This window comes from Pantoea sp. B550, from assembly GCF_024158165.1.
GTDB lineage: Bacteria > Pseudomonadota > Gammaproteobacteria > Enterobacterales > Enterobacteriaceae > Pantoea > Pantoea alfalfae.
In genome coordinates this window covers 1,593,337-1,617,648 of record NZ_JAMYXI010000003.1, presented here as the reverse complement: position 1 = coordinate 1,617,648, position 24,312 = coordinate 1,593,337, and the positions used below count along the sequence as shown (strand labels likewise).

22 protein-coding genes are annotated in these 24,312 nt (G+C 55.7%); 9 read left to right on the top strand and 13 right to left on the bottom strand.

Features of this window, described 5'->3' with window-relative positions; genetic code table 11:
- Nucleotides 1-11: 11 nt before the first annotated feature.
- Nucleotides 12-281 carry a YdgH/BhsA/McbA-like domain containing protein gene (locus NIM72_RS10685; protein WP_010671554.1) on the top strand — a complete coding sequence of 90 codons (270 nt, stop codon included), beginning with the start codon at nt 12-14 and terminating at the stop codon, nt 279-281.
- On the opposite strand, the gene NIM72_RS10680 is transcribed toward NIM72_RS10685, so the two are convergent.
- The 4 genes from NIM72_RS10680 to yjbE all read right to left on the bottom strand — a co-directional run bounded on the left by NIM72_RS10680 (nt 282) and on the right by yjbE (nt 5,428).
- Nucleotides 282-1,967, bottom strand: a complete 1,686-nt coding sequence (locus tag NIM72_RS10680) for an alpha-amylase family glycosyl hydrolase (protein ID WP_161733694.1) — start codon at nt 1,965-1,967, stop codon at nt 282-284.
- Nucleotides 1,968-2,094: 127 nt separating this feature from the next.
- The gene (locus NIM72_RS10675) at nt 2,095-4,422 is read right to left on the bottom strand and encodes a Tex family protein (RefSeq protein WP_222924903.1); all 2,328 of its coding nucleotides are present in this window, start codon (nt 4,420-4,422) and stop codon (nt 2,095-2,097) included.
- 103 nt (nt 4,423-4,525) lie between these two features.
- Nucleotides 4,526-4,999, bottom strand: coding sequence for a transcription elongation factor GreB (gene greB / locus NIM72_RS10670; protein WP_003853016.1), 474 nt, complete (start codon nt 4,997-4,999; stop codon nt 4,526-4,528).
- Between the two features lie 180 nt (nt 5,000-5,179).
- On the bottom strand, nt 5,180-5,428 hold the full coding sequence (gene yjbE / locus NIM72_RS10665) for an exopolysaccharide production protein YjbE (RefSeq protein WP_150011104.1): 249 nt from the start codon (nt 5,426-5,428) through the stop codon (nt 5,180-5,182).
- A gap of 535 nt (nt 5,429-5,963) precedes the next feature.
- Here yjbE and ompR point away from each other — a divergent pair.
- Nucleotides 5,964-6,683 carry a two-component system response regulator OmpR gene (gene ompR, locus NIM72_RS10660; RefSeq protein WP_003853014.1) on the top strand — a complete coding sequence of 240 codons (720 nt, stop codon included), beginning with the start codon at nt 5,964-5,966 and terminating at the stop codon, nt 6,681-6,683.
- Nucleotides 6,680-8,047 (top strand): two-component system sensor histidine kinase EnvZ, encoded by a 1,368-nt coding sequence (envZ, locus tag NIM72_RS10655; protein WP_003853013.1) that lies wholly within the window; start codon nt 6,680-6,682, stop codon nt 8,045-8,047. The genes ompR and envZ overlap by 4 nt, the downstream gene beginning before the upstream one ends.
- Nucleotides 8,048-8,086: 39 nt before the next feature.
- On the opposite strand, the gene pckA is transcribed toward envZ, so the two are convergent.
- From pckA to NIM72_RS10630, 5 genes are all read right to left on the bottom strand, one after another.
- Nucleotides 8,087-9,706 carry a phosphoenolpyruvate carboxykinase (ATP) gene (pckA, locus tag NIM72_RS10650; protein WP_253420265.1) on the bottom strand — a complete coding sequence of 540 codons (1,620 nt, stop codon included), beginning with the start codon at nt 9,704-9,706 and terminating at the stop codon, nt 8,087-8,089.
- A gap of 368 nt (nt 9,707-10,074) precedes the next feature.
- On the bottom strand, nt 10,075-10,941 hold the full coding sequence (hslO, locus tag NIM72_RS10645; RefSeq protein ID WP_253420263.1) for an Hsp33 family molecular chaperone HslO: 867 nt from the start codon (nt 10,939-10,941) through the stop codon (nt 10,075-10,077).
- Nucleotides 10,942-10,990: 49 nt separating this feature from the next.
- Nucleotides 10,991-11,392 carry a ribosome-associated heat shock protein Hsp15 gene (hslR, locus tag NIM72_RS10640; RefSeq protein ID WP_033734209.1) on the bottom strand — a complete coding sequence of 134 codons (402 nt, stop codon included), beginning with the start codon at nt 11,390-11,392 and terminating at the stop codon, nt 10,991-10,993.
- A 13-nt stretch (nt 11,393-11,405) separates the two neighbouring features.
- Nucleotides 11,406-12,053, bottom strand: coding sequence for a GMP/IMP nucleotidase (gene yrfG, locus NIM72_RS10635; RefSeq protein WP_253420260.1), 648 nt, complete (start codon nt 12,051-12,053; stop codon nt 11,406-11,408).
- 56 nt (nt 12,054-12,109) lie between these two features.
- Nucleotides 12,110-14,245, bottom strand: coding sequence for an intracellular growth attenuator family protein (locus tag NIM72_RS10630; RefSeq protein WP_161733690.1), 2,136 nt, complete (start codon nt 14,243-14,245; stop codon nt 12,110-12,112).
- Nucleotides 14,246-14,636: 391 nt separating this feature from the next.
- Between NIM72_RS10630 and nudE the strand changes: the two genes are divergently transcribed.
- On the top strand, nt 14,637-15,200 hold the full coding sequence (gene nudE, locus NIM72_RS10625) for an ADP compounds hydrolase NudE (RefSeq protein ID WP_253420257.1): 564 nt from the start codon (nt 14,637-14,639) through the stop codon (nt 15,198-15,200).
- Nucleotides 15,201-15,249: 49 nt separating this feature from the next.
- Here nudE and NIM72_RS10620 read toward each other — a convergent pair whose 3' ends face one another.
- The 4 genes from NIM72_RS10620 to mrcA all read right to left on the bottom strand — a co-directional run bounded on the left by NIM72_RS10620 (nt 15,250) and on the right by mrcA (nt 20,729).
- Nucleotides 15,250-16,548, bottom strand: coding sequence for a cytosine permease (locus tag NIM72_RS10620; RefSeq protein WP_161733687.1), 1,299 nt, complete (start codon nt 16,546-16,548; stop codon nt 15,250-15,252).
- A 20-nt stretch (nt 16,549-16,568) separates the two neighbouring features.
- Complete coding sequence (locus tag NIM72_RS10615; protein WP_237566700.1) at nt 16,569-17,015, bottom strand: helix-turn-helix transcriptional regulator; 447 nt, start codon at nt 17,013-17,015, stop codon at nt 16,569-16,571.
- A gap of 267 nt (nt 17,016-17,282) precedes the next feature.
- On the bottom strand, nt 17,283-17,693 hold the full coding sequence (locus NIM72_RS10610) for an N-acetyltransferase (RefSeq protein ID WP_161733683.1): 411 nt from the start codon (nt 17,691-17,693) through the stop codon (nt 17,283-17,285).
- 486 nt (nt 17,694-18,179) lie between these two features.
- The gene (gene mrcA / locus NIM72_RS10605; RefSeq protein WP_253420254.1) at nt 18,180-20,729 is read right to left on the bottom strand and encodes a peptidoglycan glycosyltransferase/peptidoglycan DD-transpeptidase MrcA; all 2,550 of its coding nucleotides are present in this window, start codon (nt 20,727-20,729) and stop codon (nt 18,180-18,182) included.
- A 117-nt stretch (nt 20,730-20,846) separates the two neighbouring features.
- Between mrcA and pilM the strand changes: the two genes are divergently transcribed.
- The 5 genes from pilM to hofQ are packed head-to-tail and all read left to right on the top strand — an operon-like array spanning nt 20,847 to nt 24,268.
- On the top strand, nt 20,847-21,653 hold the full coding sequence (gene pilM / locus NIM72_RS10600) for a type IV pilus biogenesis protein PilM (RefSeq protein ID WP_222924906.1): 807 nt from the start codon (nt 20,847-20,849) through the stop codon (nt 21,651-21,653).
- Complete coding sequence (locus NIM72_RS10595; protein WP_253420251.1) at nt 21,650-22,195, top strand: PilN domain-containing protein; 546 nt, start codon at nt 21,650-21,652, stop codon at nt 22,193-22,195. Before pilM ends, NIM72_RS10595 begins: the two co-directional genes overlap by 4 nt.
- Entirely contained in the window at nt 22,188-22,685 is a 498-nt protein-coding gene (locus tag NIM72_RS10590) for a hypothetical protein (protein WP_253420248.1), read from the top strand. Before NIM72_RS10595 ends, NIM72_RS10590 begins: the two co-directional genes overlap by 8 nt.
- Entirely contained in the window at nt 22,675-23,058 is a 384-nt protein-coding gene (locus tag NIM72_RS10585; RefSeq protein WP_161733675.1) for a HofP DNA utilization family protein, read from the top strand. Before NIM72_RS10590 ends, NIM72_RS10585 begins: the two co-directional genes overlap by 11 nt.
- Nucleotides 22,997-24,268 (top strand): DNA uptake porin HofQ, encoded by a 1,272-nt coding sequence (gene hofQ / locus NIM72_RS10580; protein WP_253420245.1) that lies wholly within the window; start codon nt 22,997-22,999, stop codon nt 24,266-24,268. Before NIM72_RS10585 ends, hofQ begins: the two co-directional genes overlap by 62 nt.
- The last annotated feature ends 44 nt before the right edge of the window (nt 24,269-24,312 follow it).

Here is a 24,312-nt window from a genome sequence, read left to right as displayed (position 1 = left end):
GGGTAAACATAATGAAGGTTTTTAAATGGGTTGTGGCTTCAATGATGATGGGCGCGATTTCATTTTCTGCGATGGCAGCGAAAGAAGTCACCCAGGAAGAAGTTAAAACAATGAACCTGCAAAAGATCGGCAACGTTAACACCACGGCGGAAACTACCTCGCCAATGGATGCTAAGAAAGTGTTGTCGAAGCTCGCTGACGAAAAGGGCGGTAAATACTACCGCGTGATCGCAGGCCGCGAACACGGTAAATTCAGCGCCACCGCTGAAGTCTACAAATAATTAACGTAGCCACATGAACTGCCAGGCATCCAGCTTAACCGGCTGGGTGCCATCAATTTTCTCTCCGCTCACCACATCCTGCAACGTATGCGCCATTGGCAGCCGCGTCTCCACTGTTCGTCCACTGAGATTAAATACGCAAAGCAGTCCGTCGCCGCTTTCCGCCTGATGACGGCTGAGCACCAGCACGGCATTTTCGCTGTCATACAGCGTCATCGGATTATCCGGGTGAAACGCAGGCTGGCGACGACGCAGCTGTATCAACTGGCCGAGCCGGGTATAAATCTGCTGCCGCAGCCAGTCACCGCCCGACAGCGCCGCTTCAATCTGCTGCAAATCATACTTCTGACGGTTAATCGCCCGGTTGTGTCCGGCGGCCCGCACGCCATCATAATGGTTACGACCGCCCAGAATGCTCTGGATATAGATGGCAGGCACGCCAGGAAAGACCAGCAGAATCGCATGGGCCAGCAAAAAGCGTTTCAGTCGCGTGGCGTCATCGTCAGCCTCGCTATTTAACGCATCCAGATAGGTGACGTTGATTTCATAGGGACTGGTGGTGCCGTCGGGGTTATTTTTATAGGAGACGAGCGCGCCTTCCAGTGCCAGATCGCGCACCAGCGCCACAATCTCCACTTCAGACAAAATGCCGCGCGCCGGATTCAGCCCGATGCCATCGTGTGACGCCAGAAAGTTGAAGAAGGTGGTGTCGTTGCTGCTGAGATCCAGCGAACTGGCCCACTGCCGCAGTGCGCGCGCCGATCCGGTATGAATGGCATGCAGGACCAGCGGCGGCAGTGAAAACTGATAGACCATCTGCGCCTCATCGTGCCCGTTGCCCAGATAACTGATGTTGTCCTGATGCGGCACGTTGGTCTCGGTGATAATCACCGTGCCAGGCGCGACATGGTCGGCAATGGCGCGGAACAGCTTCACCAGCTGATGGGTTTTTTCCAGATGAATACAGCGCGTGCCGGGCGTTTTCCACATATAGCCGACCGCATCGAGACGTACATAGTCAGCGCCACGAATCAGATAGTCGAGCAGTACGTTGACCATGCGCAGCAACACCTCAGGATTGGCAAAGTTAAGGTCGATCTGGTCGGCGCTGAAGGTGGTCCAGATAAAACGGGTGTCGCCATCGGCCATCTTAAACGGCGTCAGCAGCGGCGAGGTGCGCGGTCGCGTGACGGCGCTGAGATCGGTGGCGGGCGGCATGCTGATAAAGAAATCATCCCAGCCGGGATCCTGCGCCAGAAAGTGGCTGAACCAGGCGCTCTGCGACGACATGTGGTTGCAGACGAAGTCAAACATCAGCCGGGTTTCCTGATGCAGGCGCGCAATATCCTGCCAGTCGCCGCACTGCGGATCGACCTGATGGTAATCAATCACCGAAAAGCCGTCATCGGACGACCAGGGGAAAAAGGGCAGCAGGTGAACCAGCGGAAACGTGGATTGCAGGTGCTGCTGATAGAACCGGGAAAAGGTGCTGAGCGTGGGTTTACCGGCTTCCCGAAACTGATCGGCGTAGGTAATCAGTACCACATCCTGTTCATCCCAGTGTGCCTTGCGCGGCAGCTTAATCGCCTCGCGGGCGGTAGCGATGTCAGCCTGCAGGCGCGCAAAGGTCGCCTCCGGGAATGTGCCAGCATAAATCTTCTCAATCAGATCGGTGATCGTATCCATCGTGAATTGGGTGCCACAGCAGGTGTTGTTTTTATGACAGGCGTCTTTTTAGCGTAGCGCGATGATGGGGATTTTCAACCGGGGGAGAGGACGAGAAGAGGGGGCCAGATGTGGCCCCCTGAAAAGCTTAGCGTTTTTTACCGAATGCCGCGGCCAGCGCATCACCCATCGCGCTATTACCCGCAGAGGAACTGACCGGACGTGGACGGCCTTTACCGGCGGCCGGACGTTTCTCTTCGCGCGGGGCAGCGTTTCTCGCGCCGCCACGTGCATTGCCTTCGCCCGGCTGCTCATCAAGACGCATGGTCAGGGCAATACGTTTGCGCTGGAGATCGACTTCCATCACTTTTACTTTGACGATATCGCCCGCTTTCACCACCTGATGGGGGTCTTCCACAAAGCGGTCTGAAAGCGACGAGATATGGACCAGGCCATCCTGATGCACGCCAATATCCACAAACGCACCGAAGTTGGTGACGTTGGTGACGGCGCCTTCGAGGATCATGCCCGGCAACAGATCGTTCAGTGTTTCCACACCTTCTGCAAACTGCGCAGTTTTAAACTCGGGACGCGGATCGCGGCCCGGCTTCTCCAGCTCTTTCATGATGTCGGTAACGGTCGGCAGACCAAAACGTTCATCAATGAAATCGTGGGCGCTGAGGTTACGCAGGCTGCCCGCGTTGCCCATCAGATCGCTCAGCGCCTGCTCGGTGGCGGTCAGAATACGCTCCACGACCGGGTAGGCTTCCGGGTGGACGGTCGAGGCATCCAGCGGGTTATCGCCGTGGTTGATGCGCAGGAAGCCCGCACACTGCTCAAAGGCTTTTGGCCCAAGACGGCTCACTTTCAGCAGCTGCTGGCGATTCTGGAAGCGGCCGTTCTCATCACGCCAGCCGACAATGTTCTGCGCCATCATGCGCGTCAGGCCCGCGACGCGGGTCAGCAGCGGCACCGAGGCGGTGTTAAGGTCAACGCCGACGGCATTTACGCAATCCTCTACTACGGCGTCGAGTTTCTTCGCCAGCTGGCTCTGACTGACGTCATGCTGATACTGACCGACCCCGATCGATTTCGGGTCTATTTTCACCAGCTCAGCCAGTGGATCCTGCAGACGGCGGGCAATCGACACCGCGCCGCGCAGCGAAACATCAAGATCCGGAAATTCCAGCGCCGCCAGTTCAGAGGCAGAGTAGACCGATGCGCCAGCTTCACTGACAATCACTTTCTGTGCCGTGACCTGTGGGAATTGCTGCTGCAGATCCAGGAAGAAGCGCTCGGTTTCACGGGACGCGGTGCCGTTGCCAATCGCCACCAGCTCGACCTGGTGCTTAATGCAGAGCGCGGCAACCGCGGCAGCCGCTTTGGCGGTCTGACCGGTGTGTGGATAAACGGTATCGGTCGCCACGACTTTACCGGTGGCATCGACCACAGCGACTTTAACGCCGGTACGCAGGCCGGGATCCAGTCCCATGGTGGCACGCATCCCAGCCGGGGCGGCCATCAGCAGATCGTGCAGGTTGCGGGCAAAGACGTTGATCGCTTCATCTTCTGCGCGTTCACGCACCGTACCCATCAGTTCGGTTTCCAGATGCAGCATCACCTTGATGCGCCACGTCCAGCTCACGACGGCTTTACGCCAGCTGTCGGCAGGGGCGTTATTCAGGCGCAGATTCAGGTGTTCAGCAATCAGGGTTTCGCCGTGGCTTTCACGCGGTGCTTCATCAAACTGCGGATCGGCATTCAGCGAGAGTTGCAGCACACCTTCGTTGCGGCCACGCAGCATCGCCAGCGCACGATGCGACGGCACGGTGCTCAGCGCTTCGTGATGATCAAAGTAGTCACGGAACTTCGCGCCCGCTTCCTCTTTGCCTTCCACTACACGAGAGACCAGGTGGGCATTTTTCCACAGGTAGTTACGCACTTTGGCAAGCAGCGCGGCATCCTCGGCGAAACGCTCCATCAGAATGTAGCGGGCACCATCCAGCGCGGCACGGACGTCGGCAACGCCTTTATCAGCATCGACATACTGCTCAGCCAGCTGCTCAGGGGTGTGCGACGGATCCTGCCAGAGCGTGTCCGCCAGCGGTTCCAGACCCGCTTCAATCGCGATCTGTCCACGCGTACGGCGTTTCTGCTTGTAGGGCAGGTAGAGGTCTTCAAGCTCGGTTTTGCTGAGGGTGGTATTGATGGCGCGGGCGAGGTCGTCAGTCAGTTTTCCCTGATCGTCAATCGACTTCAGAATTGACTGGCGTCGCTCTTCAAGTTCACGCAGATAGCTGAGGCGGGTTTCCAGCTGGCGGAGTTGGGTATCATCCAGACCGCCGGTGACCTCTTTACGATAGCGTGCGATAAACGGCACGGTATTCCCTTCATCTAACAGGCGAACGGCGGCGTCAACCTGCTCTGGTCGCGCCTGTAGCTCACTGGCAATTATCTGGCTCAGAACTTTCATCATCAGGACTGTCTTGCTTTCCGGGTTGAGAAATAGCCGACAGTTATACGGATTGATAATCAAAATTGCCAGAGACGCGGGCGGCTTTCAGCGATAATCTGAATCGTTATTGCGGGTAGTCAATCGCGTTGACATACCACAGTGCCGGACCCACTGGCGTCTCAACGGTGGCGGCATCGCCGACCTCTTTTTTCAGCAGCGCCCGCGCCATGGGTGAGTCGATAGAGATGTAATCTTTACGGCCAAAAATCTCATCGTAGCCCACAATGCGGAAGCGTTTGAGGTCGCCCTCATCGTTTTCAATTTCTACCCAGGCACCAAAGAAGACTTTGCCATCCTGCTGGGGTGAGTAGTCAACGATACGCAGCTGTTCAAGACTTTTGGTCAGATAGCGAACGCGGCGGTCAATTTCACGCAGCCGTTTTTTGTTGTACTGATAATCGGCATTTTCACTGCGATCGCCAAGGCTGGCAGCCCAGGTGACTTTTTTCGTCACTTCCGGTCGCTCTTCACGCCATAAATAGTCGAGTTCCGCTTTCAGCTTATCGAAGCCTTCACGGGTAATAAGTCGGGTTTTCATGCTATACCGGCCACAGAAATCTCAGGAGCGACAGTGTAAGGCAAAGAGGGCACGGCAAAAAAGAGTCGGGGAAAGGGTTTTTAAAGGCTAAAAACCCACGTTAATTTCCCCGGCGGCGAAAGGGTTGATGCTGTGATGCAAAATGAAACCAGTAATCTGAAGCCAGCAGGGTGCTTAAACTTATTTTCCGGCGTGAGTCGCCGTAGTGGTCGAGGTGCCGGTGCTGTGACCGTCACCGCCGCCGCCGCCCATAGTGGCCAGCGCAACGCCCAGCAGGGCTGCGACTGCACCCACGCCGATGGCGTCAGAGTTACCTTTTGCAGTGGTTGTCGCTGCTGCGCCGGCGGCTTCACCGGTGGCTGTGGCAGCATAACCTGGGCTGACGCTGCTTAATGCCAGCGCGCTCAGCAGTAAAATTGTTTTTTTCATTGTGTATTCCCCGTTGAGACATCGAATGTTGCCAGAGCAGTCTGGTTCAAAACGAGAGGGGCGAAAAGTTGGCTTTACTGATTGATTTAAAGAGCTTTAATTTAAACTGGCCTTGCTGAACGTGCTGCTGAAACTAATCCGAGAGGAGCATGAGGTGTCAGGCAGATTTACTGGAATATTATGCTGCCGCAACGCTGTTGAGGTAGATTATCTGGAGCTTATCTACAATGATGGCTGATCATTAAGTCAAATTATCTGCTAACTCACTGAATTGATTCATCGATTAAAAACTGGCTCGCTTCTGACGCCAGCGATACAGAGAAACAGGGCCATTTTTTCAGATTTGCCGTATCAGAAGCCAGGCAGGGGTAAACGGGTTGAAACGACCCCACAATCGCCTTAATTCAAATATAAGCTCCTGTTTAATATGCTTTGTAACAATTTTGGCTAGAATATAAACCAATAATGACTGTCACTATAAGGCATCTTTTTTTAACAATGTTGGCTCAGGCAATAGCGCCTTTGGGAGTTGAAAATGCAAGAGAACTACAAAATTCTGGTCGTCGATGATGATATGCGTCTGCGTGCACTGCTTGAACGCTATCTCACCGAGCAGGGCTTTCAGGTGCGCAGTGTCGCTAATGCCGAGCAGATGGATCGTCTGTTAACCCGTGAATCCTTTCATCTGATGGTGCTGGACCTGATGTTGCCGGGCGAAGATGGCCTCTCTATCTGCCGTCGTCTGCGCAGTCAGAGCAACCCGATGCCGATTATTATGGTGACTGCCAAGGGCGAAGAGGTGGACCGTATCGTGGGGCTGGAGATCGGCGCTGACGACTACATTCCCAAGCCTTTCAACCCGCGTGAGCTGCTGGCGCGTATCCGCGCGGTGTTGCGCCGTCAGGCTAATGAACTGCCAGGCGCACCGTCGCAGGAAGAGGCGATTATTGCCTTCGGTAAATTCAAACTTAACCTCGGCACCCGCGAGATGTTCCGTGAAGATGAGCCGATGCCGCTGACCAGCGGTGAGTTTGCGGTGCTGAAAGCGCTGGTAAGCCACCCGCGTGAGCCGCTGTCCCGTGACAAGCTGATGAACCTGGCGCGTGGCCGTGAATACAGCGCCATGGAGCGTTCGATCGACGTCCAGATCTCCCGCCTGCGTCGCATGGTGGAAGAGGATCCTGCGCATCCGCGCTATATCCAGACCGTCTGGGGTCTGGGCTACGTCTTTGTGCCGGACGGCAGTAAAGCATGAAGCGACTGCGCTTCTCGCCACGTAGTTCGTTTGCCCGCACCCTGCTGCTGATCGTTACCCTGCTGTTCGTCAGCCTGGTAACGACCTATCTGGTGGTGCTGAACTTCGCTATTCTTCCCAGCCTGCAACAGTTCAATAAGGTGCTCGCTTACGAAGTTCGTATGCTGATGACCGACCGGTTGCAGCTGGAAGATGGCACGCAGCTGGAAGTGCCCCCGGCGTTTCGCCGGGAAATCTACCGCGAGCTGGGGATCTCGCTCTACACCAATGCAGCAGCAGAGGAGAGCGGATTGCGTTGGGCGCAGCACTATGAATTCCTGAGCGAGCAGATGGGCCAGCAGCTTGGCGGTCCCACCGATGTCCGGGTGGAGGTGAACAAAAACTCGCCGGTGGTCTGGCTGAAAACCTGGCTGTCGCCCGATATCTGGGTGCGGGTGCCGCTGACGGAGATTCATCAGGGCGACTTCTCACCGCTGTTCCGCTACACCCTGGCGATCATGCTGCTGGCGATAGGCGGTGCCTGGCTGTTTATCCGTATTCAGAACCGACCCCTGGTGGATCTGGAGCACGCCGCGCTACAGGTCGGACGCGGGATTATTCCGCCGCCGCTGCGCGAATACGGTGCATCAGAAGTGCGATCGGTAACGCGCGCCTTTAATCAGATGGCGGCTGGCGTGAAGCAGCTGGCGGATGACCGCACGCTGCTAATGGCGGGTGTCAGCCACGATCTACGTACGCCGCTGACCCGCATTCGTCTCGCCACCGAGATGATGAGCGAGCAGGATGGCTATCTGGCCGAATCGATTAATAAAGATATCGAAGAGTGCAACGCCATCATTGAACAGTTCATTGACTACCTGCGCACTGGTCAGGAGATGCAGACCGAGCGTGCCGACCTGAACAGCGTGCTGGGCGAGGTCGTGGCGGCTGAAAGCGGCTATGAGCGTGAAATCGAAAATGCGGTGATGCCGGAAGAGTTAATGCTGGATATTAACCCGCTGTCGATTAAACGCGCACTGGCTAACCTGGTCGTCAACGCCGCACGCTACGGCAATGGCTGGATCAAGGTCAGTAGCGGACGGGAACTGCATCGGGCATGGTTTCAGGTGGAAGATGACGGACCTGGCATCAAGCCGGATCAGCTGGCGCATCTGTTCCAGCCGTTTGTGCGCGGTGACAGCGCCCGCAGCACCAGCGGGACTGGTCTGGGCCTGGCGATCGTGCAGCGTATTATTGATGCCCATCAGGGCTCGCTGGAGATTGGTGAGAGTGAACGCGGCGGTTTACGCATTCGTGCCTGGTTGCCGTTAGTGGAAAGCATGGCGCTGAGCCACAACAACGGCAGCAACAGCGTGTCGGGATGATAAAAACGGCGCGGCAGTTTCATTGCCGCGCCGGTTCTTTTAGCGTTGCGGGCCAGCTTTCACCAGCGCAGCACCTGCGGCGTTATCCGTGTACTTGTCGAAGTTATCAATAAAGCGCTGTGCCAGACCTTCGGCGGCAGCGGTCCACTTCTCTTCGCTCTCCCAGCTACGACGCGGATCGAGCGTGTCACTGTCCAGCTCGCCCAGCGCAACCGGCATCTGCAGATTAAAGATTGGCAGCGTTTCTGTCGGTGCATCATCCAGCTCACCCGCCAGGATCGCATTGATAATGGCGCGGGTAGTCTTCAGTGAGATGCGTTTGCCACTGCCGTTCCAGCCGGTATTGACCAGATAAGCCTGCGCACCGGACGCCTCCATCCGCTTCACCAGCACTTCAGCGTACTGCGTCGGATGCAGCGTCAGGAATGCCGCGCCGAAACAGGCGGAAAAGGTTGGGGTCGGCGCCGTCACGCCACGCTCGGTACCCGCCAGTTTGGCGGTGAAGCCTGACAGGAAATGATACTGCGTCTGCTCCGGCGTCAGACGTGAAACCGGTGGCAGCACGCCAAACGCATCGGCGGTCAGGAAAATCACCTTCTTCGCGTGGCCCGCTTTTGAGACCGGCTGCACGATATTGTCGATGTGATTAATCGGATAGGAGACGCGGGTGTTCTCTGTTTTGCTGCCGTCGGCGTAATCAACGCTGCCATCTTCGCGCACTACCACGTTTTCCAGCAATGCATTGCGGCGAATGGCGCGGTAGATCTCCGGCTCAGCCTGCTCAGAAAGGTTGATGGTTTTGGCGTAGCAACCGCCCTCGAAGTTAAACACGCCATCATCGTCCCAGCCGTGCTCATCATCGCCGATCAACTGGCGGTCAGGATCGGTGGAGAGTGTGGTTTTGCCGGTGCCGGAGAGACCAAAGAAGACCGCCACATCACCTGCTTTACCGACGTTAGCTGAACAGTGCATTGAAGCAATGCCTTTCAGCGGCAGCAGGTAGTTCATGATGGCGAACAGACCTTTCTTCATCTCGCCACCGTACCAGGTGCCGCCAATCAGCTGCATGCGTTCCGTCAGATTGAAGGCAACAAAGTTCTCCGAGTGCAGACCCTGCGCCTGCCAGTCAGGATTGGTGCATTTCGCTCCGTTCATCACCACAAAGTCAGGCGTGAAGTCGGCCAGCTCAGCGTCTGTAGGCTGGATGAACATGTTTTTCACGAAGTGAGCCTGCCAGGCAACTTCAGTGACGAAACGTACGCTCAGACGTGAATCGGCATTGGCACCACAGAACGCATCCACTACAAACAGACGCTTGCCGGAAAGCTGGCGGGTAACACAGCTTTTCAGTGCGTTCCAGGTCTCCTGTGACAGAGGCTGATTGTCGTTTTTGCCGGTGCCCTGGTCGTTCCACCACAGGGTATCGCGCGTGGTGTCGTCACGCACAATGTACTTATCCTTTGGCGATCGCCCGGTGAAAATCCCGGTGTCTACTGCAATCGCGCCGCTCTGCGTCAGGGTGCCACGAGCAAAACCTTCGAGGTCCGGGCGCGTCTCTTCCTGAAATAGCGTGTCGTAATCAGGGTTGTAAACCACTTCCGTGGTATCCACGATGCCCAAAGCGGCAAGGTCTTGCGAGGTCAGGCCGTTAACGCGCATTTTACTGCTCCTTAAATCGGTGTCTGTTCTGCAAAGCAGAGATAGGTTGGGATCGTGCCACCGGCTGTGGTATCGGGTGCGGTGAATCACTGACGGTTTACTGCGCGTCGTTACGACAGCCTGCAAAGCTAACCGGGCTATTCAGGGCATCTGCCCCAGGCGTCCGGGCGTTTGCACGATCGCGCGCAGTTTACTCTTCTGCGAAGAGGGAAAAAGGGCAGTGATCTAAAAATGCGACTCAGGGCGCGTTAAGGCTATGTTTCGAACGTTTAAAAGATGTTATGAAAGTAAAAAAAGATAATTTGTCAGAAAAATTATGGGGATAGAGCGGGGGAAAAGAGAAGGGGCGGCAGACGCCGCCCGATTAATCAGTGCAGTCGGTCGTTATTCTCATGGGAGTGGCTACGGATGCCGGCAATGTCTACGGCGTCAAACACGTAGTTTGAGCCGCAATAGTCGCAGTGCATGTCGATTTTGCCATCTTCCGCGATGATCTCATCCACTTCTTCCTGCGGCAGCGTGGTCAGCACTTCGCCACAGCGTTCACGCGAGCAGGTGCACTTGTAGATCACCGGCTGCGGATCGTAGAGGGTAACCTCTTCCTGATGGTAGAGACGCCACAGCGCTTCATTAGCAGGCAGATCGATCAGCTCTTCCGTTTTGATGGTTTCGGTCAGTGTCGCCAGGTGTTCGAAGACCTCTTTCTCTGTATCCTGCGCTGGCAGTACCTGCAACAGAATACCGGCAGCGCCTTCGTCGCTGGTGCGGATAAACAGGCGCGTGGGCAACTGCTCGGAGCGCATAAAGTAATCTTCCAGGCACGCCGCCAGAGTGTCACCTTCCAGCCCGACCACGCCCTGATAACGTTCACCCTTTTCAGGGGAGATGGTGATCACCAGATAACCATTGCCGACCATGCTTTTCAGGGTGCTGTCATCCGGGATGTCGCCTTTGATACGTGCAACGCCGCGCAGCTCCTGATTATTGTTACCGTTGATCACTGCCAGCGACAGCGGACCGTCACCCTGCAACTGCACGGTGATTTCGCCATCGAACTTCAGCGTGGCGGTCAGCAGGCTGGTGGCGACCAGCATCTCACCCAGCAGCGTTTTAACCGGTGCCGGATAGTCGTGGTTCTTCACGGTTTCACGCCAGGTGTCAGAGACGTTCACCAGCTCGCCGCGCACGGCGGCATTTTCAAACAGATAACGGTGCAGTTGATCCTGGACTGACATATTTTTTCTCTCACTGGGACGGGGCGATAGTGCGTCAGCGAAGACGGCGTTATTCATCGCCCGATAATTTAAACTTCATCAAATCGCGACGCTCTTTTTTGTCTGGTCGCCGATCGGGATGCGGCATAGTCAGCGCATTCATCTTGCGCGCCTGCGCCATCTTTTCGCGTTTTTCAATGCTGGCATCGGTTTCGCGATAGAGCTGCTGGGCCTCGCTGGCGGGACGGCGCTGCGCGGTGATGCCAGCCACTACTACGGTGCGTTCATCATTGCCCTGACGCAGTGTCAGTTCCGCATTCAGCTCTACCACTTTGCCGGGTTTGCTACGCTGGCCGTTGTAATGCACCTTGCCGCCTTCAATCATTTCCCGCGCCATTGCCCGGGTTTTGTAGAAGCGCGCGGCCCACAGCCACTTGTCGAGGCGGACCTCTTCGCTGCTTTTCTCTTTCATTGCTGCTCCTGACTCAGATCAGCGTCCGGTAATCGTCCGTGGCGCGGTGACGCTGAAAGATTTGCTCAGGACGACCCGAATCGGGGTTCTTCACGCCTAAGCACTCACCGATGCCCCATAGCTTCGCAGCATCCAGAATCACTTCGCTATCGTCGATAAACAGCGTGCGCGGCGCAGAAAAGCCGGTGTGCTGTTGTACCGCGTGCCATAAACGCGGGTCTTCTTTCGGATACCCAAAGGTATGGGTGGAAAGTAATAAATCAAGGTGCGGCGCTAAACCTGTCTGCGCCAGTTTGACGTCCAGATTGTAAGGATGCGCATTGGTCAGCAGAATCGTGGACTTTCCGGCGCGACGCAGGGCCTGCAAAAAAGGCAGCGTATCGTCACGCAGTGCGATCCGGCTGCGCATCGCCCAGGTCATGGCACGGATGTCCAGCGACAGCGCCTCTGCCCAGTAATCCAGACAATACCAGTTTAGCGTATGGGCAGCGGCCTGATACTTTTCCGTGATGATCGCGTCGGCTTCTGCCCGGCTGATGTCGCGTTGCTGGCTGAGCTGTTCAGGGACATGCTCCAGCCAGAAATAGCGATCGAATGCCAGATCCAGCAGCGTGCCATCCATGTCGAGCAGCACGGTATCAATCTCAGACCAGTTGAGCATCGTCGTGTCAGACCCTGTAAAAAACCGGGCGACAGGGTAGCACAGAAGGGCAGGGCTCAGAATATCGAGCGCACGCTCTGCAAAGTGCCGAGGTTATGGTTGAAACACTTGTCGTAGTATTGCTGGATATCGATCATGCGCTGGCGATTACGGTGCATGCGGCGCAGCGCCAGCAGTCCGTTGATTACGCCGCAGGCCAGCAGCACCAGCAGCAGCAACACGGTGCCGAGATAGCGCCACTGCGCCATAGCATCCGGTTCATTGTGCAGCATGATGTGACGTGTGCCGTTGGCATCGGTCGAAATGCCAGTAATGATGCCGCTGGCGCTGAACGGCGTGTGCAGCAGCATGGCGGAAATACGTTGCAGCTCGCGCCACTGGGAGGGGGGATCGAGATCAAACAGCGATACGGAAGGCTGCGGCTGATTGACCAACTGGCGACCCTCGTCGCTGACGATCAGGAATCCCCCAGGTGGCGGGCTATTAAGGTTTTCTGCCGCCCGGCGTGTTTCGCGGAAAAAGAAGGTCGAGGTAGCGGTATTGACCAGATTTTCCAGGGCTTCCGCACTGACCGGCCGCAGCAGGACATTCATGCCGTTTAGCTGGCCGGAATCTGCCCGGCGCATCAGCGCTTCCCAGTCTTTGGCATTGCCCAGGTTCACCAGCGCATTTTTCAGGCGCATACAGTCCTGCGGCTGATTGCAGAGATCCTGCGTTTTCATCACCAGATCGGAAAAATCATCCAGCAGGATCATGCCTGACTTCTGAATCGCGGAGGCCAGTTGTGGATTGAGTTTGGGATCGGTATTGGTTTCCGGATGAAGCTGCTTTGTGGTGGTATCCAGCAGCGCCGCGGCTTTGTCGATGATGTCCGATTGTGGCTGCGGCAATGGCGTGGCGTTATTCCAGTAGACCGCCGAGCAGTCAAACGGCATATAGGCGTAACTGCGGTTGCTCTGGTAGTTGTCTGGCACGGAACACATGCCGGTGCCACTCACTTTGAGGTTGTCGCCAATATTCAGCGGCACGCTGCTGAGTTTATCGACGCTGCTGACCTCCAGACTGTCGGTGCCTCTGGCCCAGGCCAGACTGAGCTTAATCGGCATACCAAGCGGGATCCAGGTGACCAGCATGGTCAGCACCATCAGCGAACCACAGGCCAGCACCACGTTTTTTCGCCAGCGCTGGATAGGGAAATTTTTGACTTCATCCTGCAGCGACAGGAAACGTCCCTGACGCACGACCTGACGATTGAGGTAGATTTCCACATCGGTCACCTGACCGAGATCGTGTGCCACATAAGGCTGCCAGTGCGGAGGATAGGCGAGGTCAATAATCCCCAGTGTGATGTTGCTCTGCTCCTGGTTCGACTCACTGAACAGGCCCCAGCGCTTTGGCGCGCCGCGCAGGCAGTGGATATCACGCAGTCCGCGCTCACCCGGAATGCGATAGAGCAGCCACAGACTAGCCGCGATCGTGACTGCGCCGGTCAGGACCAGCCAGATCATCAGTGTGGTGGGCACTAACAGGCTGAAGAAGAAGAGTAAGAAGGCAAGGGAGATCATCACCGCTTCACGCGTGCCGTCTGGCCGCGAGAGGCGATATTCTTCCGCTGTCTCTTTACGCACCTGCAGCAGTTCGACGTTTTCCGTTTCTGCTTTGCGGATAGAGGCGTTAGTCGACACAGGGCGCATCAGTGTCGGCAGCGATTGCTGGTCGACGGCGTAATCCACCAGCGAGTGGCCATTCAGTGAGATCACCAGCGGAATGGACTGGGTGCGGATTAACTCAACGTAGTTTTCGTCAGTGATGTACTGTTCCCACAGCGGCGGCAGATGAACTTCAACTTCATCCAGGTAGTAGCGCCATTTATGGGGATCGTCAGTAGAGAGGCCATAGCGTGTAATGGCGCGGGTAACCGGATAGACATTGTTGCTCTGCGCCGTCAGTGTCAGACGTTCAGACGCGCTGCGCTTATCCGTAGTCAGTGTGGTACGGGGCTGCTTTTCCAGCGCGGCGACATATTTATCGACCGCCTCACGCTCCTGGGCAGAAAGTTTACGGCAGGGCGGACTGATGAATGGCAGCGGTTTCGCCAACGGCGGGCGATGCCGCATAGCGTACCAGAACCCAATACCTGCCAGGATTGAACAGGTCAGCACTATGGCCAGGATCATAAAGATTGTGCTCATGCTCTGCTCAATTCAGCCAAAATGCTGCCTTCACTTTAAACTTTCGCCTCCGGTTATGCTCACTATAAAAGAGGCATTCCGGAAGATTATATAACCCTGAGGAGTCAGGCACCCGATGAAATAGTGCCAGCGTATATCTGACTGGCATTTTTTAAACCCTGCCTTGTCCGAATGGTAACTGGCACAGACTGGATTAAATATCGGTATTATCTGAAACTTATCGCAGCATATTGACTAATGCAAATTTAGTCTTAACTGATAACCAAAGGCTGTTATTCAATCGCTGTAATCTATGCAACGATAACGACACTGTCTGACTGTCGCACAATTGCCTGTGGTTAGGTATGCTAATTCGCTCCAGATAGCCGGCGCAGAATAATTTGAGGCTGATATGAAAATTCCAAAAAAACCTGACATCCTCAATATCACCGCCGTGGCGCGTTCACGGTTATTCACCATTGAATCGGTCGATCTGACTTTCAGCAATGGAGCGCATCGCGTTTATGAGCGGATGAAGCCCTCAGAGCGTGAAGCGGTGATGATTGTGCCGATTATTGATGACCATCTGATCCTGATTCAGGAGTATGCCGTCGGACTGGAAACCTATGAGCTGGGTTTTCCGAAAGGGCTGATCGATGCAGGTGAAACCGTGAATGAAGCGGCGGTGCGTGAACTCAAAGAAGAGGTGGGTTTTGGTGCCGAACAGCTGACCACGCTGGGCAAGCTCACGATGGCCCCCTCCTATTTTTCCAGTAAGATGAATATTGTGATAGCGGAAGGTCTCTACGCTGAAAAGCTGGAAGGCGATGAGCCGGAGCCGCTGATTGTCCACCGCTGGCCGCTGAGCGATATGATGTCGCTGCTGGATGAACCCGATTTCCGCGAGGCACGTAATGTCAGTGCGCTGTTTATGGCGCGCGAATGGCTGGTGAAGCAGGGGCGGCTGAGTTACTGAGCGAGCGCATAAGTAAGGAAACGCGCCTGTCAGCAGGCGCGTTTCGATTTTATTCTGCTCTTGCATTTTCCTGTATGGCTGATGCAGGCTTCAACAGGGGGGCGGTTAACAGATAAACCACGCATGCCACGAGAATCGAATTAAGTACCGGTACGCCGCGCTCAACCAACAGTCCGGTGGCTCCGCCCGCTGCACTGGCTATGAGCGCGGGCCAGCCGATAAGCTGAGACGTTGCCGGTAAGGAATTGCTGTTGCGGCTCAGCGCCAGCGTCTGGCGGTCAGTTTTCAGCACATAGTAGTCAATGATCATCACGCCCAGTACCGGCGGGAAGATGACCCCCAGAAGTTCCAGAAAATCGACAAAACGATCAAGAATCCCAAGAATTGAACAGAGTGTGCCGAGCATACCGAGCAGCAGCGTAATCACAGGATAACGCGGCTTATAGCCGGTTAAGCCTTCAATCGCATTGGCGATGCCCAGCGTTGACGAATAGAGATTCAGGTCGTTAATGCGCAGGGTAGAAAAGACCACAACCAGCAAACCCAGTGAGCTGGTAGTTTGCGTAATGATCGCGATGATGTCTGAGGTCTTCAGTTCTCTGGCAATCAGAATGGCCAGCCCATTAATCCCATATTCTCCCGCCAGAATGGTCAGCAGCGTAATGGCGAAGACATCTTTACCGTTACGTGAGAAACGCGTCAGGTCGGGCGTCATCAGACTGGCCAGGATTGCACCGCCAATTACCATGGTAATGGCGGCGCTCACGGTAATGGCCTGGCTGGCGATAACCGGCGGTGTGTGCTGGCCAGGCTGGCCGTGGAACGCGTGCCAGAAAATCCAGCCGATCAGTGCGATGAAGAGTGGAACCGCAATGCGTGCGGTAAAGCGCAGCGCCTTAAAGCCAAAGGTAACCAGTAACGTCAACACGGCCCCTGAAAGTGCTGCCGACTCTGAGAAGCTGAGTGTGCCGTTCAGGGCATAGCTCAGCGATCGGGCGAAAACGGCATTCTGAATGCCGAACCAGCCCAGCAGACTGACCGCGACCAGCAGACCAATGAACACTGAGCCGTGGCGACCAAAACCACACCAGCGAGCCAGCAGGCTGCCCGGCAATCCTTCGCGCATTCCTGCATAGCCGAGCGCGAAGGTCAGCACGCCAAATAGCAGGCTGGCCAGCGTGATGGCAGTAAACGCCTCGCCTGGCGTCATACTGTTGCCCAGAACCGCGCCAAGCATAAACTGATCCAGCGCAGTCAGCATGCCCATATGCACAATAGCGACGCTCAGCAGTGAGAGCCTTTTATTTGCAGGAACAGGGCTCAGAGGATAATCATCAAATTTACTCACAACAGGGTTTCCTTACCGGTTTATATATAAATAATGCCTGTGCGGAGAAACCGCTCTGGCAGATAATTCTCCAGTGACTCCGCACGACAGTAGTTCTCAAATTGTTGTAGCGAATGCACACCCGCTTTTTGATAAAGCATGGTGATGCGGTTACCGATAGTTTTTGCGCTGAGGTTATAGATGCGGGCGATCTCTTTCGCGCTGAAGCGTCGTAGCAGCAGGAAAATGACATCCAGCTCGGCGGGGGTAAACAGGGCGTGTTCCAGGCGCGTCGTCAGTACAGAGGATTTTCTGGGATCGATAAAGCTCATTGCCGTAAGGTTATCCACCGGACGTGCATTCCAGATACAGCCCAGCCACTGATTTTGATCGTCGAAAACAGGGTATTTTTCGCTGATAAAAGGGGTGAGGTAGTTGTTGCCATACCAGTAGTGGGTTTCAATCACGGCCACGCGACTGTTATTCAATTTTACCTGTTGATCGTGCTCGCAGAATTCATCGGCGCAATCACTCCAGGGGGTGGGAAACTCACTGTCTCTTTTTCCCTCAAATAAATAACCTTTCGGCGTAGCGGTATACTTTTTTGCAGCTTCATTCATATAAAGATGCTGCGATGCGGCATTCTTAAACCCCCAGGGTGTCGGTAATAAATCCATGGTGGTGGCGAATGCAGAAATGAATTCATCAATACTACGGTATGGGCTGTCCATAGCGCCTCGCTGAAAGCATTCAGATTATAATCTTTTTGCCAGATAATAACGGGCATAGCGCTGCGCATAGCCATCCTGTTCGCCATAGACGCGATAGCCCAGTTTTTCGTAAAAACCCCGTGCCTGGAAACTTAACGTGTCAACAACGGCCATATGGCAGCCGCGATTGCGCGCTTCCTCTTCCGCGGCCTGCATCAGCTGACGTCCGGAGCCATGCAGGCGCCAGGCATCCTCTATCCATAAATAATGAATATCCAGCGTGCCACACCAGGTATGGGCTAACAGGCCACCCTGGATATTTTTCTGTTCGTCATACAGGATAACATTCAGCGTTTTCATATTGATGTCAGCAAAGCGTCCATTATGCTGCCAGAGTCGCTGAATAATATATTCTTCAGTTTCGGGGTCTTGCGTATGGCCCACTTTAATTTCCATATATAAAAGTATCCATAGGTGATTAAATCAAAATAGAGGTTTTCGAACTTTCCATTCTTATCATGATGGTAAGCGATGCGCAAGAGTTAATATCCCTCCTGTTATTGGGCGCAATAAATATTAAGCTGGTTATCGTTGTTCAGCGGACATGCCAATAATTATATTTGCTGGCACCAGGGAAGACTAAGCTAATCATAGCGATATAATAACGATATTCTTTTTTAGGTTCACTTTCTGAATCACTTCATACACATTGCTTTATATTATCTGACTGATTTAATGCCGATCGCTCAGGGTGATCGGCATTTTCCTCAGCAACAGATGATGATCTCTCTCCGGCTTTACCTTTCTTTTTTTCCCATCCCAGTTGACTGAGTCGCTCAGGCACGAAAAGCATCGCGTGTTTCATCATGATAAGCGGGCCAATAAAAAAGGCTGATCACGTCAGGTGACCAGCCTCAGATATTTCACATTGCAGATATCACATCAGAACAGCTCGTGACTCTCACCGTTATCCATAATGGTAGTCCCCACATCATGCACCGAATATTCGGTTGGCTGGGTGCCATTGATGAAGTACTCCTGACGGGTGTTGCCACCGCCATTGGCCAGCTTGCCGGTGCTGCGATCGATCGTCACAGTGACCACACCATCCGGCGGCGTTAACGGCTGTACCGGTATACCATCCAGCGCACTCTTCATGTACTCATCCCATGCCGGTTGTGCGCTCTTAGCGCCGCCTTCATAGCCCGAAATCTGATCGGGAATGGCACCGGAGAGCGTGCTGCGGCCCAGATTGCGGCGCGCATCATCAAAACCAATCCAGACTGAAGTCACCACGCCAGGGCCGTAACCCGAGAACCAGGCATCTTTCGAGCTGTTGGTGGTACCGGTTTTACCGCCGATATCATTACGCTTGAGGTCACGCCCGGCACGCCAGCCAGTTCCCATCCAGCCCGGTTCGCCAAAGATATTACTGTTCAGCGCGCTCTTAATCAGGAAGGTGAGTGGGGTATTGATCACGTGCGGCGCATATTGCTGCTCACCTTGCTGTGCCTGCGCCGGAACCTGCTCCAGTTCAGGCTGAGGAACGGCCTGATTCTGGTTGTTATTTGAGGCGGCAACGTTCTCGACGCTCTCTTCATTTAACGCCAGCGCTTTTTTGGTCTCACCGTAGATGACCGGCAGATTGCACTGTGGACAGGCGATCTTCGGTTTCTCTTCAAATACGGTGCCGCCCTGTTCGTTCTCAATTTTAGTAATGAAGTAAGGATCGACCAGGAAGCCGCCATTCGCCATCACGGAGTAGCCGCGCACCACCTGTAACGGTGTGAATGAGGCCGCACCTAATGCCAGCGACTCGGTGTGCACAATGTTCTGAGCCGGGAAACCAAAGCGCTGCAGATACTCTGCGGCGTAGTCCACACCCATCGCACGCATCGCACGTACCATGACGACGTTTTTCGACTGACCGAGTCCCTGACGCAGACGAATCGGACCATCATATGTCGGCGGGGAGTTCTTTGGACGCCAGTCAGCCCCGGCACCCGCATCCCAGCGGGAAATCGGCACATCGTTAAGGATGGAGGCGAGCGTCAGCCCGCGATCCATTGCGGCGGTATAGAGGAAAGGCTTGATGTTAGAACCGACCTGGCGCAGCGCCTGGGTCGCACGGTTAAACATGCTCTGGTTAAAGGCGAAACCGCCGACCAGCGCGCGCACCGCACCATCATTTGGATCCAGCGAGACCAGCGCCGAGTTCACATCCGGCACCTGGCCCAGCCACCAGTCATCACCCACTTTTCGCACCCAGATCTGCTGGCCAGCCTGCAGGACCTGCGTCACGCTTTTCGGCGTCGGGCCCTGTACGGTGTCAGACTTATAAGGACGTGCCCAGCGCACACCAGCCAGTGCCAGCGACACATTGCTGCCATCTTTCAGCATTACGGTCGCTTCATCGCTGCGTGCTTCTGTGACCACGGCCGGATGCAACGGTCCATAGACCGGCAGCGTCTTCAGCGCCTTCTCAATCTTTGTCTGATCCCAGGCAGGTTCACCCACTTTCCACAGCACGCTGGTCGGGCCGCGATAGCCATGACGCATATCGTAAGCCATAACGTTATTGCGCACCGAGGTCTGAGCGGCTTCCTGCAGACGGCGGGTGACAGTGGTGTAAACCTTGTAACCGTCAGTATAGGCATTGTCGCCGTAGCGTTTCACCATCTCCTGACGCACCATCTCGCTGAGATAGGGGGCAGAGAAGGCGATTTCCGGACCGTGATACTTCGCCACCAGCGGCGTATTCCGTGCCTCGTCATACTGCTGCTGCGTGATGTAATGCTGATCCAGCATACGCGCCAGTACCACGTTACGGCGCGACAGGGCGCGGCTCGGCGAGTACAGCGGGTTAAAGGTGGATGGCGCTTTTGGCAGACCGGCAATCATCGCCATCTCACTCAGCGACAACTGGTCAACCGGCTTACCAAAATAGACCTGTGCGGCGGCACCGACGCCATAAGCACGGTAGCCGAGGTAGATCTTATTCAGGTAAAGCTCAAGAATTTCATCTTTGTTCAGCAGTTGCTCAATGCGGATCGCCAGGAACGCTTCCTTTATTTTACGCATCAGGGTGCGTTCCGGGCTCAGGAAGAAGTTACGGGCCAGCTGCTGAGTGATAGTACTGGCACCTTGTGAGGCGTGACCGGAAACCAGCGCAATGCTGGCCGCACGGAAAATACCCACCGGGTCAACACCATGGTGCTCATAGAAACGGCTGTCTTCGGTCGCAATAAACGCTTTCACCATCACAGGTGGCACTTGCTGCAGAGTCAAAGGGATACGGCGCATTTCGCCATACTGGGCGATTAAATCGCCATCGGCGCTGTAAACCTGCATCGGGGTTTGCAGACGCACATCTTTCAGCGTGTTTACGTCGGGCAGCTGTGGCTCTATGTATTTGTATAAACCATAAATCGAGCCAGCTCCCAACAGGATGCAACACACTGCAAGGATCAATAAATACTTTACGAACTTCACCTGGAATTTCCCATCTCTTGTCGTTTGAGCAGTTTATAAACAACCGCGCGGTAGTATAAAGGCAAGCCAGACGCTTTGATATGTCCATCTTTCCCGGACGATAAGGAGATCGCGCACATGGCTTTTCATACCTGGCAAATTGGGCTGGATATTCAGAATAGGCAGATTTGTGCCCTGGCCCTCCAGCCTCATCGTGATGGCTGGCAGCTACGCCACTGGTGGCAGCAGCGGCTGCCGCAAGATACGTTAAGAAACGGCGTGCTGCAATCTTCGCCTGAATTACTGGCAGCCTTAACGGCCTGGCGTCAGCGGTTGCCGCGTCGTTACTCGCTGCGGGTCGCGCTGCCCACCCGGCTGGTCCTGCAGCGCCAGCTCCCGCTGCCTGTTCAGTCGCTCAATGAGCCTGCGCTGGGGCACTACGTGCAGGCGGCTGCGCGCCGTCTCTTTCCACTGGAGCCTGCTGCGCTGGCGCTGGATTACCGCATGGATGCACAGAGCGGCCAGCTCTGCGTCACGGCGGCCCGGCTGGAGATTATAGACCAGTGGGCAGCGCCACTGCTGCAGGCGGGATTAAAGCCGCAGGTGTTTGAACTGACTACCGAAGCGCTCAGGCGGTTAGCCCGCCAGGCTGCGTTGCAGGATGGCGCGGTGCTGGTCCTGCAGCAGGATAACCGCTGGCTCTGGAGCGATGTGCATACCGCGGCTGAGAACGGCGAAGCCACTTCGCTTGCGGCACTGCAGCAACAGGCCTTCCCCGACGCCCCTTCTGTCGCCTGGTGCTCAGCCGATAATTCTGCGCTGCCCGCTGACGCCCGCGCGTTTTCCCCCTTTGATCTGTTCCGTTATAAACAGCCGCCGTTACCGGAAATTCCGGGTGCCTTTGCGCTGGCGACCGGGCTGGCGCTGCGCGACGGAGATAAATGATGGTCGCCGTGAATCTGCTGCCGTGGCGGCAGTGCCGTCAGCAACAGCAGCGGCGACAGAGCCTTGTCGTGCTGTCACTGATGCTGAGTGCTGTTCTGGTGGGAATCATCCAGCAAAGCTGGCGCATCTATCAGGTGCGTGAGCAGGTGGCCCAGACGAGCAGGATGCAGCAGCAGGCACTGCAAAATCTGGACGTGCAGCTGGCGCAGCAGAAGACGTTACTGGCGCAGCTCGCGGTAGTGCAAAAACAGCAGGCGAAGCAGCGCCAGCAGGCTGTACAACTTGCTGCATGGCATCAGTTCTGGATCGATTTACCCGCGTTATTGCCCGACACCGCCTGGCTGACCCGGCTGGAGAAGCGCGACAATCGTCTCACGCTGGAGGGGCTGGCGCAGGATATGGCGGCGGTTCGGCAGTTCCGTGAGCAGTTAACCACCGTCGTTCTGTTTGGTCAGGTGAGGCAGGGCAGCGTTAAGCGTCAGGCTGATAGTCATTATCGCTTTTCACTGCGGGCAGAGGTGCAGGAGGTGGCTGATGAATGAGTGGTGGGATCGCTGGTGGCAGATGGCTGCACTTCCACGCTACGGCATGCTCGCCGCCCTCTCATCCGGCCTGCTACTGATCTCATGGGTATTATGGTTGCGGCCACAGCAGCAGGCGCTGATCGCTGAACAGCAGACACTGTTGCAGTTGAACCGTACCCTTCAGCAACGCCAGCAGCAGTGGCATCAGAATCCCGATAATGCACAGTTGCAGGCGCAGCTGCAGTCGATGCCGCTCACGAGATCTGCACCGGGCGCATCGGGCCGGGCAGTGGAAGCGATCCTGGCGGCACGACGTCATCAGCTCGAAGAGTGGCAGCCGGATTCTCCTTCACGCACGCTGACCCTGCATCTGCAGTGGCCGGCGTTTCAATCACTTTTTGCTGAGCTTGCCGATACTTCCCTGGTGTTTCCGGTGCATTTCCAGCTGCTGGCGCAGCCGCAGCATCTGGTGGCCCAACTCTGGCTGGAGCCTGACGATGCGCCATAACCTGCTGATTTTACTGCTGTGCTGTGGCGGTGTGCTGGCGCGTGATCCGTTCCGTCCTGTTGCCGGATCAGTTTGTGAGGCGCCTGCAGAGCCGCTTACCGGCTGGCGTCTGCAGGGGATCATTGGCCGTAAGACGCATTTTCATGCCTGGCTACTGAACCCGCAGGGAGAGAGCGTCGCAGTCCGTACAGGCAAGCCATTTCCCCTGCCGCCCTGGCAACTCGCTGATATGACCCGCCGCAGCATCTCCTTAACGGTATCGAATAGCTGCACTGCTCAACAGACTTCGTTTTATTTAAAAGGACGTTCGCATGAAAAGGATAGCCACTCTGCTGCTGCTCATAAACTGCCTGCTGCCGGTTTACGCCGCTGATGAGGAGCCTCTCAGCCTGACGTTTGATAACGCGCCGGTAGCGCGCATTTTGCAGGCGCTGGCTGACTATCAGCAGATCAACCTGATGATTGCGCCAGAAGTTGAAGGGGCGTTATCGCTGCGGCTCGATAACCTGCCGTGGCATCAGGCGCTGGAGCTGGTGGCGCGCATGGCAAAGCTGACGCTGATAGAACAGGGTAATGTCCTGCTGGTCTATCCGGAAAGCTGGCAACAGGAACAGCAGCAGACACGGCAGGCTGAGCAGCAGGCCCGATTGCTGCAGGAGCCTTTGCAGCAGCGCGCCGTGATATTGCGTTACGCCAGCGCCAGCGAGGTGCATGCCAGTCTGCTGAGTGAGCGGCAGTCGCTGATGAGTGAGCGCGGCAGCGTAACGGTCGACAAACGCACCAACGCCCTGTTACTGCGCGATACGGCGGCAGCGTTGAAAGAGACGGAGCGCTGGATACGGGCGCTGGACCTGCCACTGGAGCAGATCGAGCTATCGGCGCATATCGTCACCATCAGCGAAGAGCATCTGCAGGAGCTGGGTGTGAAGTGGGGATTGCAGGCGGGTGACGCCGCCGTGACTGACATCCTGCATCATCCCCGGCTGGATATTCCGCTGGCGGTCAGTTCGCCCGGCGTCAGCGTGGGTATGGCACTGGCGCGCATCGGCGGTCAGCTTCTGGACCTGGAATTAAGTGCGCTGGAGCAGGAGAACCAGATTGAAATCATCGCCAGTCCACGCCTCTTTACCTCACATCAACAGACCGCGTCGATTAAGCAGGGCACTGAGATTCCTTATGAAGTGTCGGCGGGAAACAGCGGAGCCACCAGTATTGAGTTCAAAGAAGCGGTGCTGGGCATGGAGGTGACACCGACGATTTCCGGGCATGGCCGCATCCAGCTGAAGATCCATATCAGTCAGAACATGCCGGGTCGCAGCATCAGAACCGGCGACAGCGACATATTATCCATTGATAAACAGGAAATTGAGACGCAGGTCACGGTCAGTGACGGGCAAACACTGGCGTTAGGGGGTATCTTTCAGCAGCAGCGCAGTCACGGAGAGAATAAGGTGCCGCTGCTGGGAAATGTGCCGCTGATTGGCGGGTTGTTTCGTCAGCAATCAGAGCAGCGCAAAAAAAGAGAGCTGGTGATCTTCATAACGCCGCGATTGGTCAGGGAAGCAGCGCTTACGGCTGGATAAAACGGAAAATGCGTCCCTTAAGGCCATCTGCGTTGACGCAGGAG

Coding starts and splice junctions, on each gene's coding strand:
- NIM72_RS10685 (WP_010671554.1), top strand. CDS start 12: ATGAAGGTTTTTAAATGGGTTGTGGCTTCAATGATGATGGGCGCGATT.
- NIM72_RS10680 (WP_161733694.1), bottom strand. CDS start 1,967: ATGGATACGATCACCGATCTGATTGAGAAGATTTATGCTGGCACATTC.
- NIM72_RS10675 (WP_222924903.1), bottom strand. CDS start 4,422: ATGATGAAAGTTCTGAGCCAGATAATTGCCAGTGAGCTACAGGCGCGA.
- greB (WP_003853016.1), bottom strand. CDS start 4,999: ATGAAAACCCGACTTATTACCCGTGAAGGCTTCGATAAGCTGAAAGCG.
- yjbE (WP_150011104.1), bottom strand. CDS start 5,428: ATGAAAAAAACAATTTTACTGCTGAGCGCGCTGGCATTAAGCAGCGTC.
- ompR (WP_003853014.1), top strand. CDS start 5,964: ATGCAAGAGAACTACAAAATTCTGGTCGTCGATGATGATATGCGTCTG.
- envZ (WP_003853013.1), top strand. CDS start 6,680: ATGAAGCGACTGCGCTTCTCGCCACGTAGTTCGTTTGCCCGCACCCTG.
- pckA (WP_253420265.1), bottom strand. CDS start 9,706: ATGCGCGTTAACGGCCTGACCTCGCAAGACCTTGCCGCTTTGGGCATC.
- hslO (WP_253420263.1), bottom strand. CDS start 10,941: ATGTCAGTCCAGGATCAACTGCACCGTTATCTGTTTGAAAATGCCGCC.
- hslR (WP_033734209.1), bottom strand. CDS start 11,392: ATGAAAGAGAAAAGCAGCGAAGAGGTCCGCCTCGACAAGTGGCTGTGG.
- yrfG (WP_253420260.1), bottom strand. CDS start 12,053: ATGCTCAACTGGTCTGAGATTGATACCGTGCTGCTCGACATGGATGGC.
- NIM72_RS10630 (WP_161733690.1), bottom strand. CDS start 14,245: ATGAGCACAATCTTTATGATCCTGGCCATAGTGCTGACCTGTTCAATC.
- nudE (WP_253420257.1), top strand. CDS start 14,637: ATGAAAATTCCAAAAAAACCTGACATCCTCAATATCACCGCCGTGGCG.
- NIM72_RS10610 (WP_161733683.1), bottom strand. CDS start 17,693: ATGGAAATTAAAGTGGGCCATACGCAAGACCCCGAAACTGAAGAATAT.
- pilM (WP_222924906.1), top strand. CDS start 20,847: ATGGCTTTTCATACCTGGCAAATTGGGCTGGATATTCAGAATAGGCAG.
- NIM72_RS10595 (WP_253420251.1), top strand. CDS start 21,650: ATGATGGTCGCCGTGAATCTGCTGCCGTGGCGGCAGTGCCGTCAGCAA.
- NIM72_RS10590 (WP_253420248.1), top strand. CDS start 22,188: ATGAATGAGTGGTGGGATCGCTGGTGGCAGATGGCTGCACTTCCACGC.
- NIM72_RS10585 (WP_161733675.1), top strand. CDS start 22,675: ATGCGCCATAACCTGCTGATTTTACTGCTGTGCTGTGGCGGTGTGCTG.
- hofQ (WP_253420245.1), top strand. CDS start 22,997: ATGAAAAGGATAGCCACTCTGCTGCTGCTCATAAACTGCCTGCTGCCG.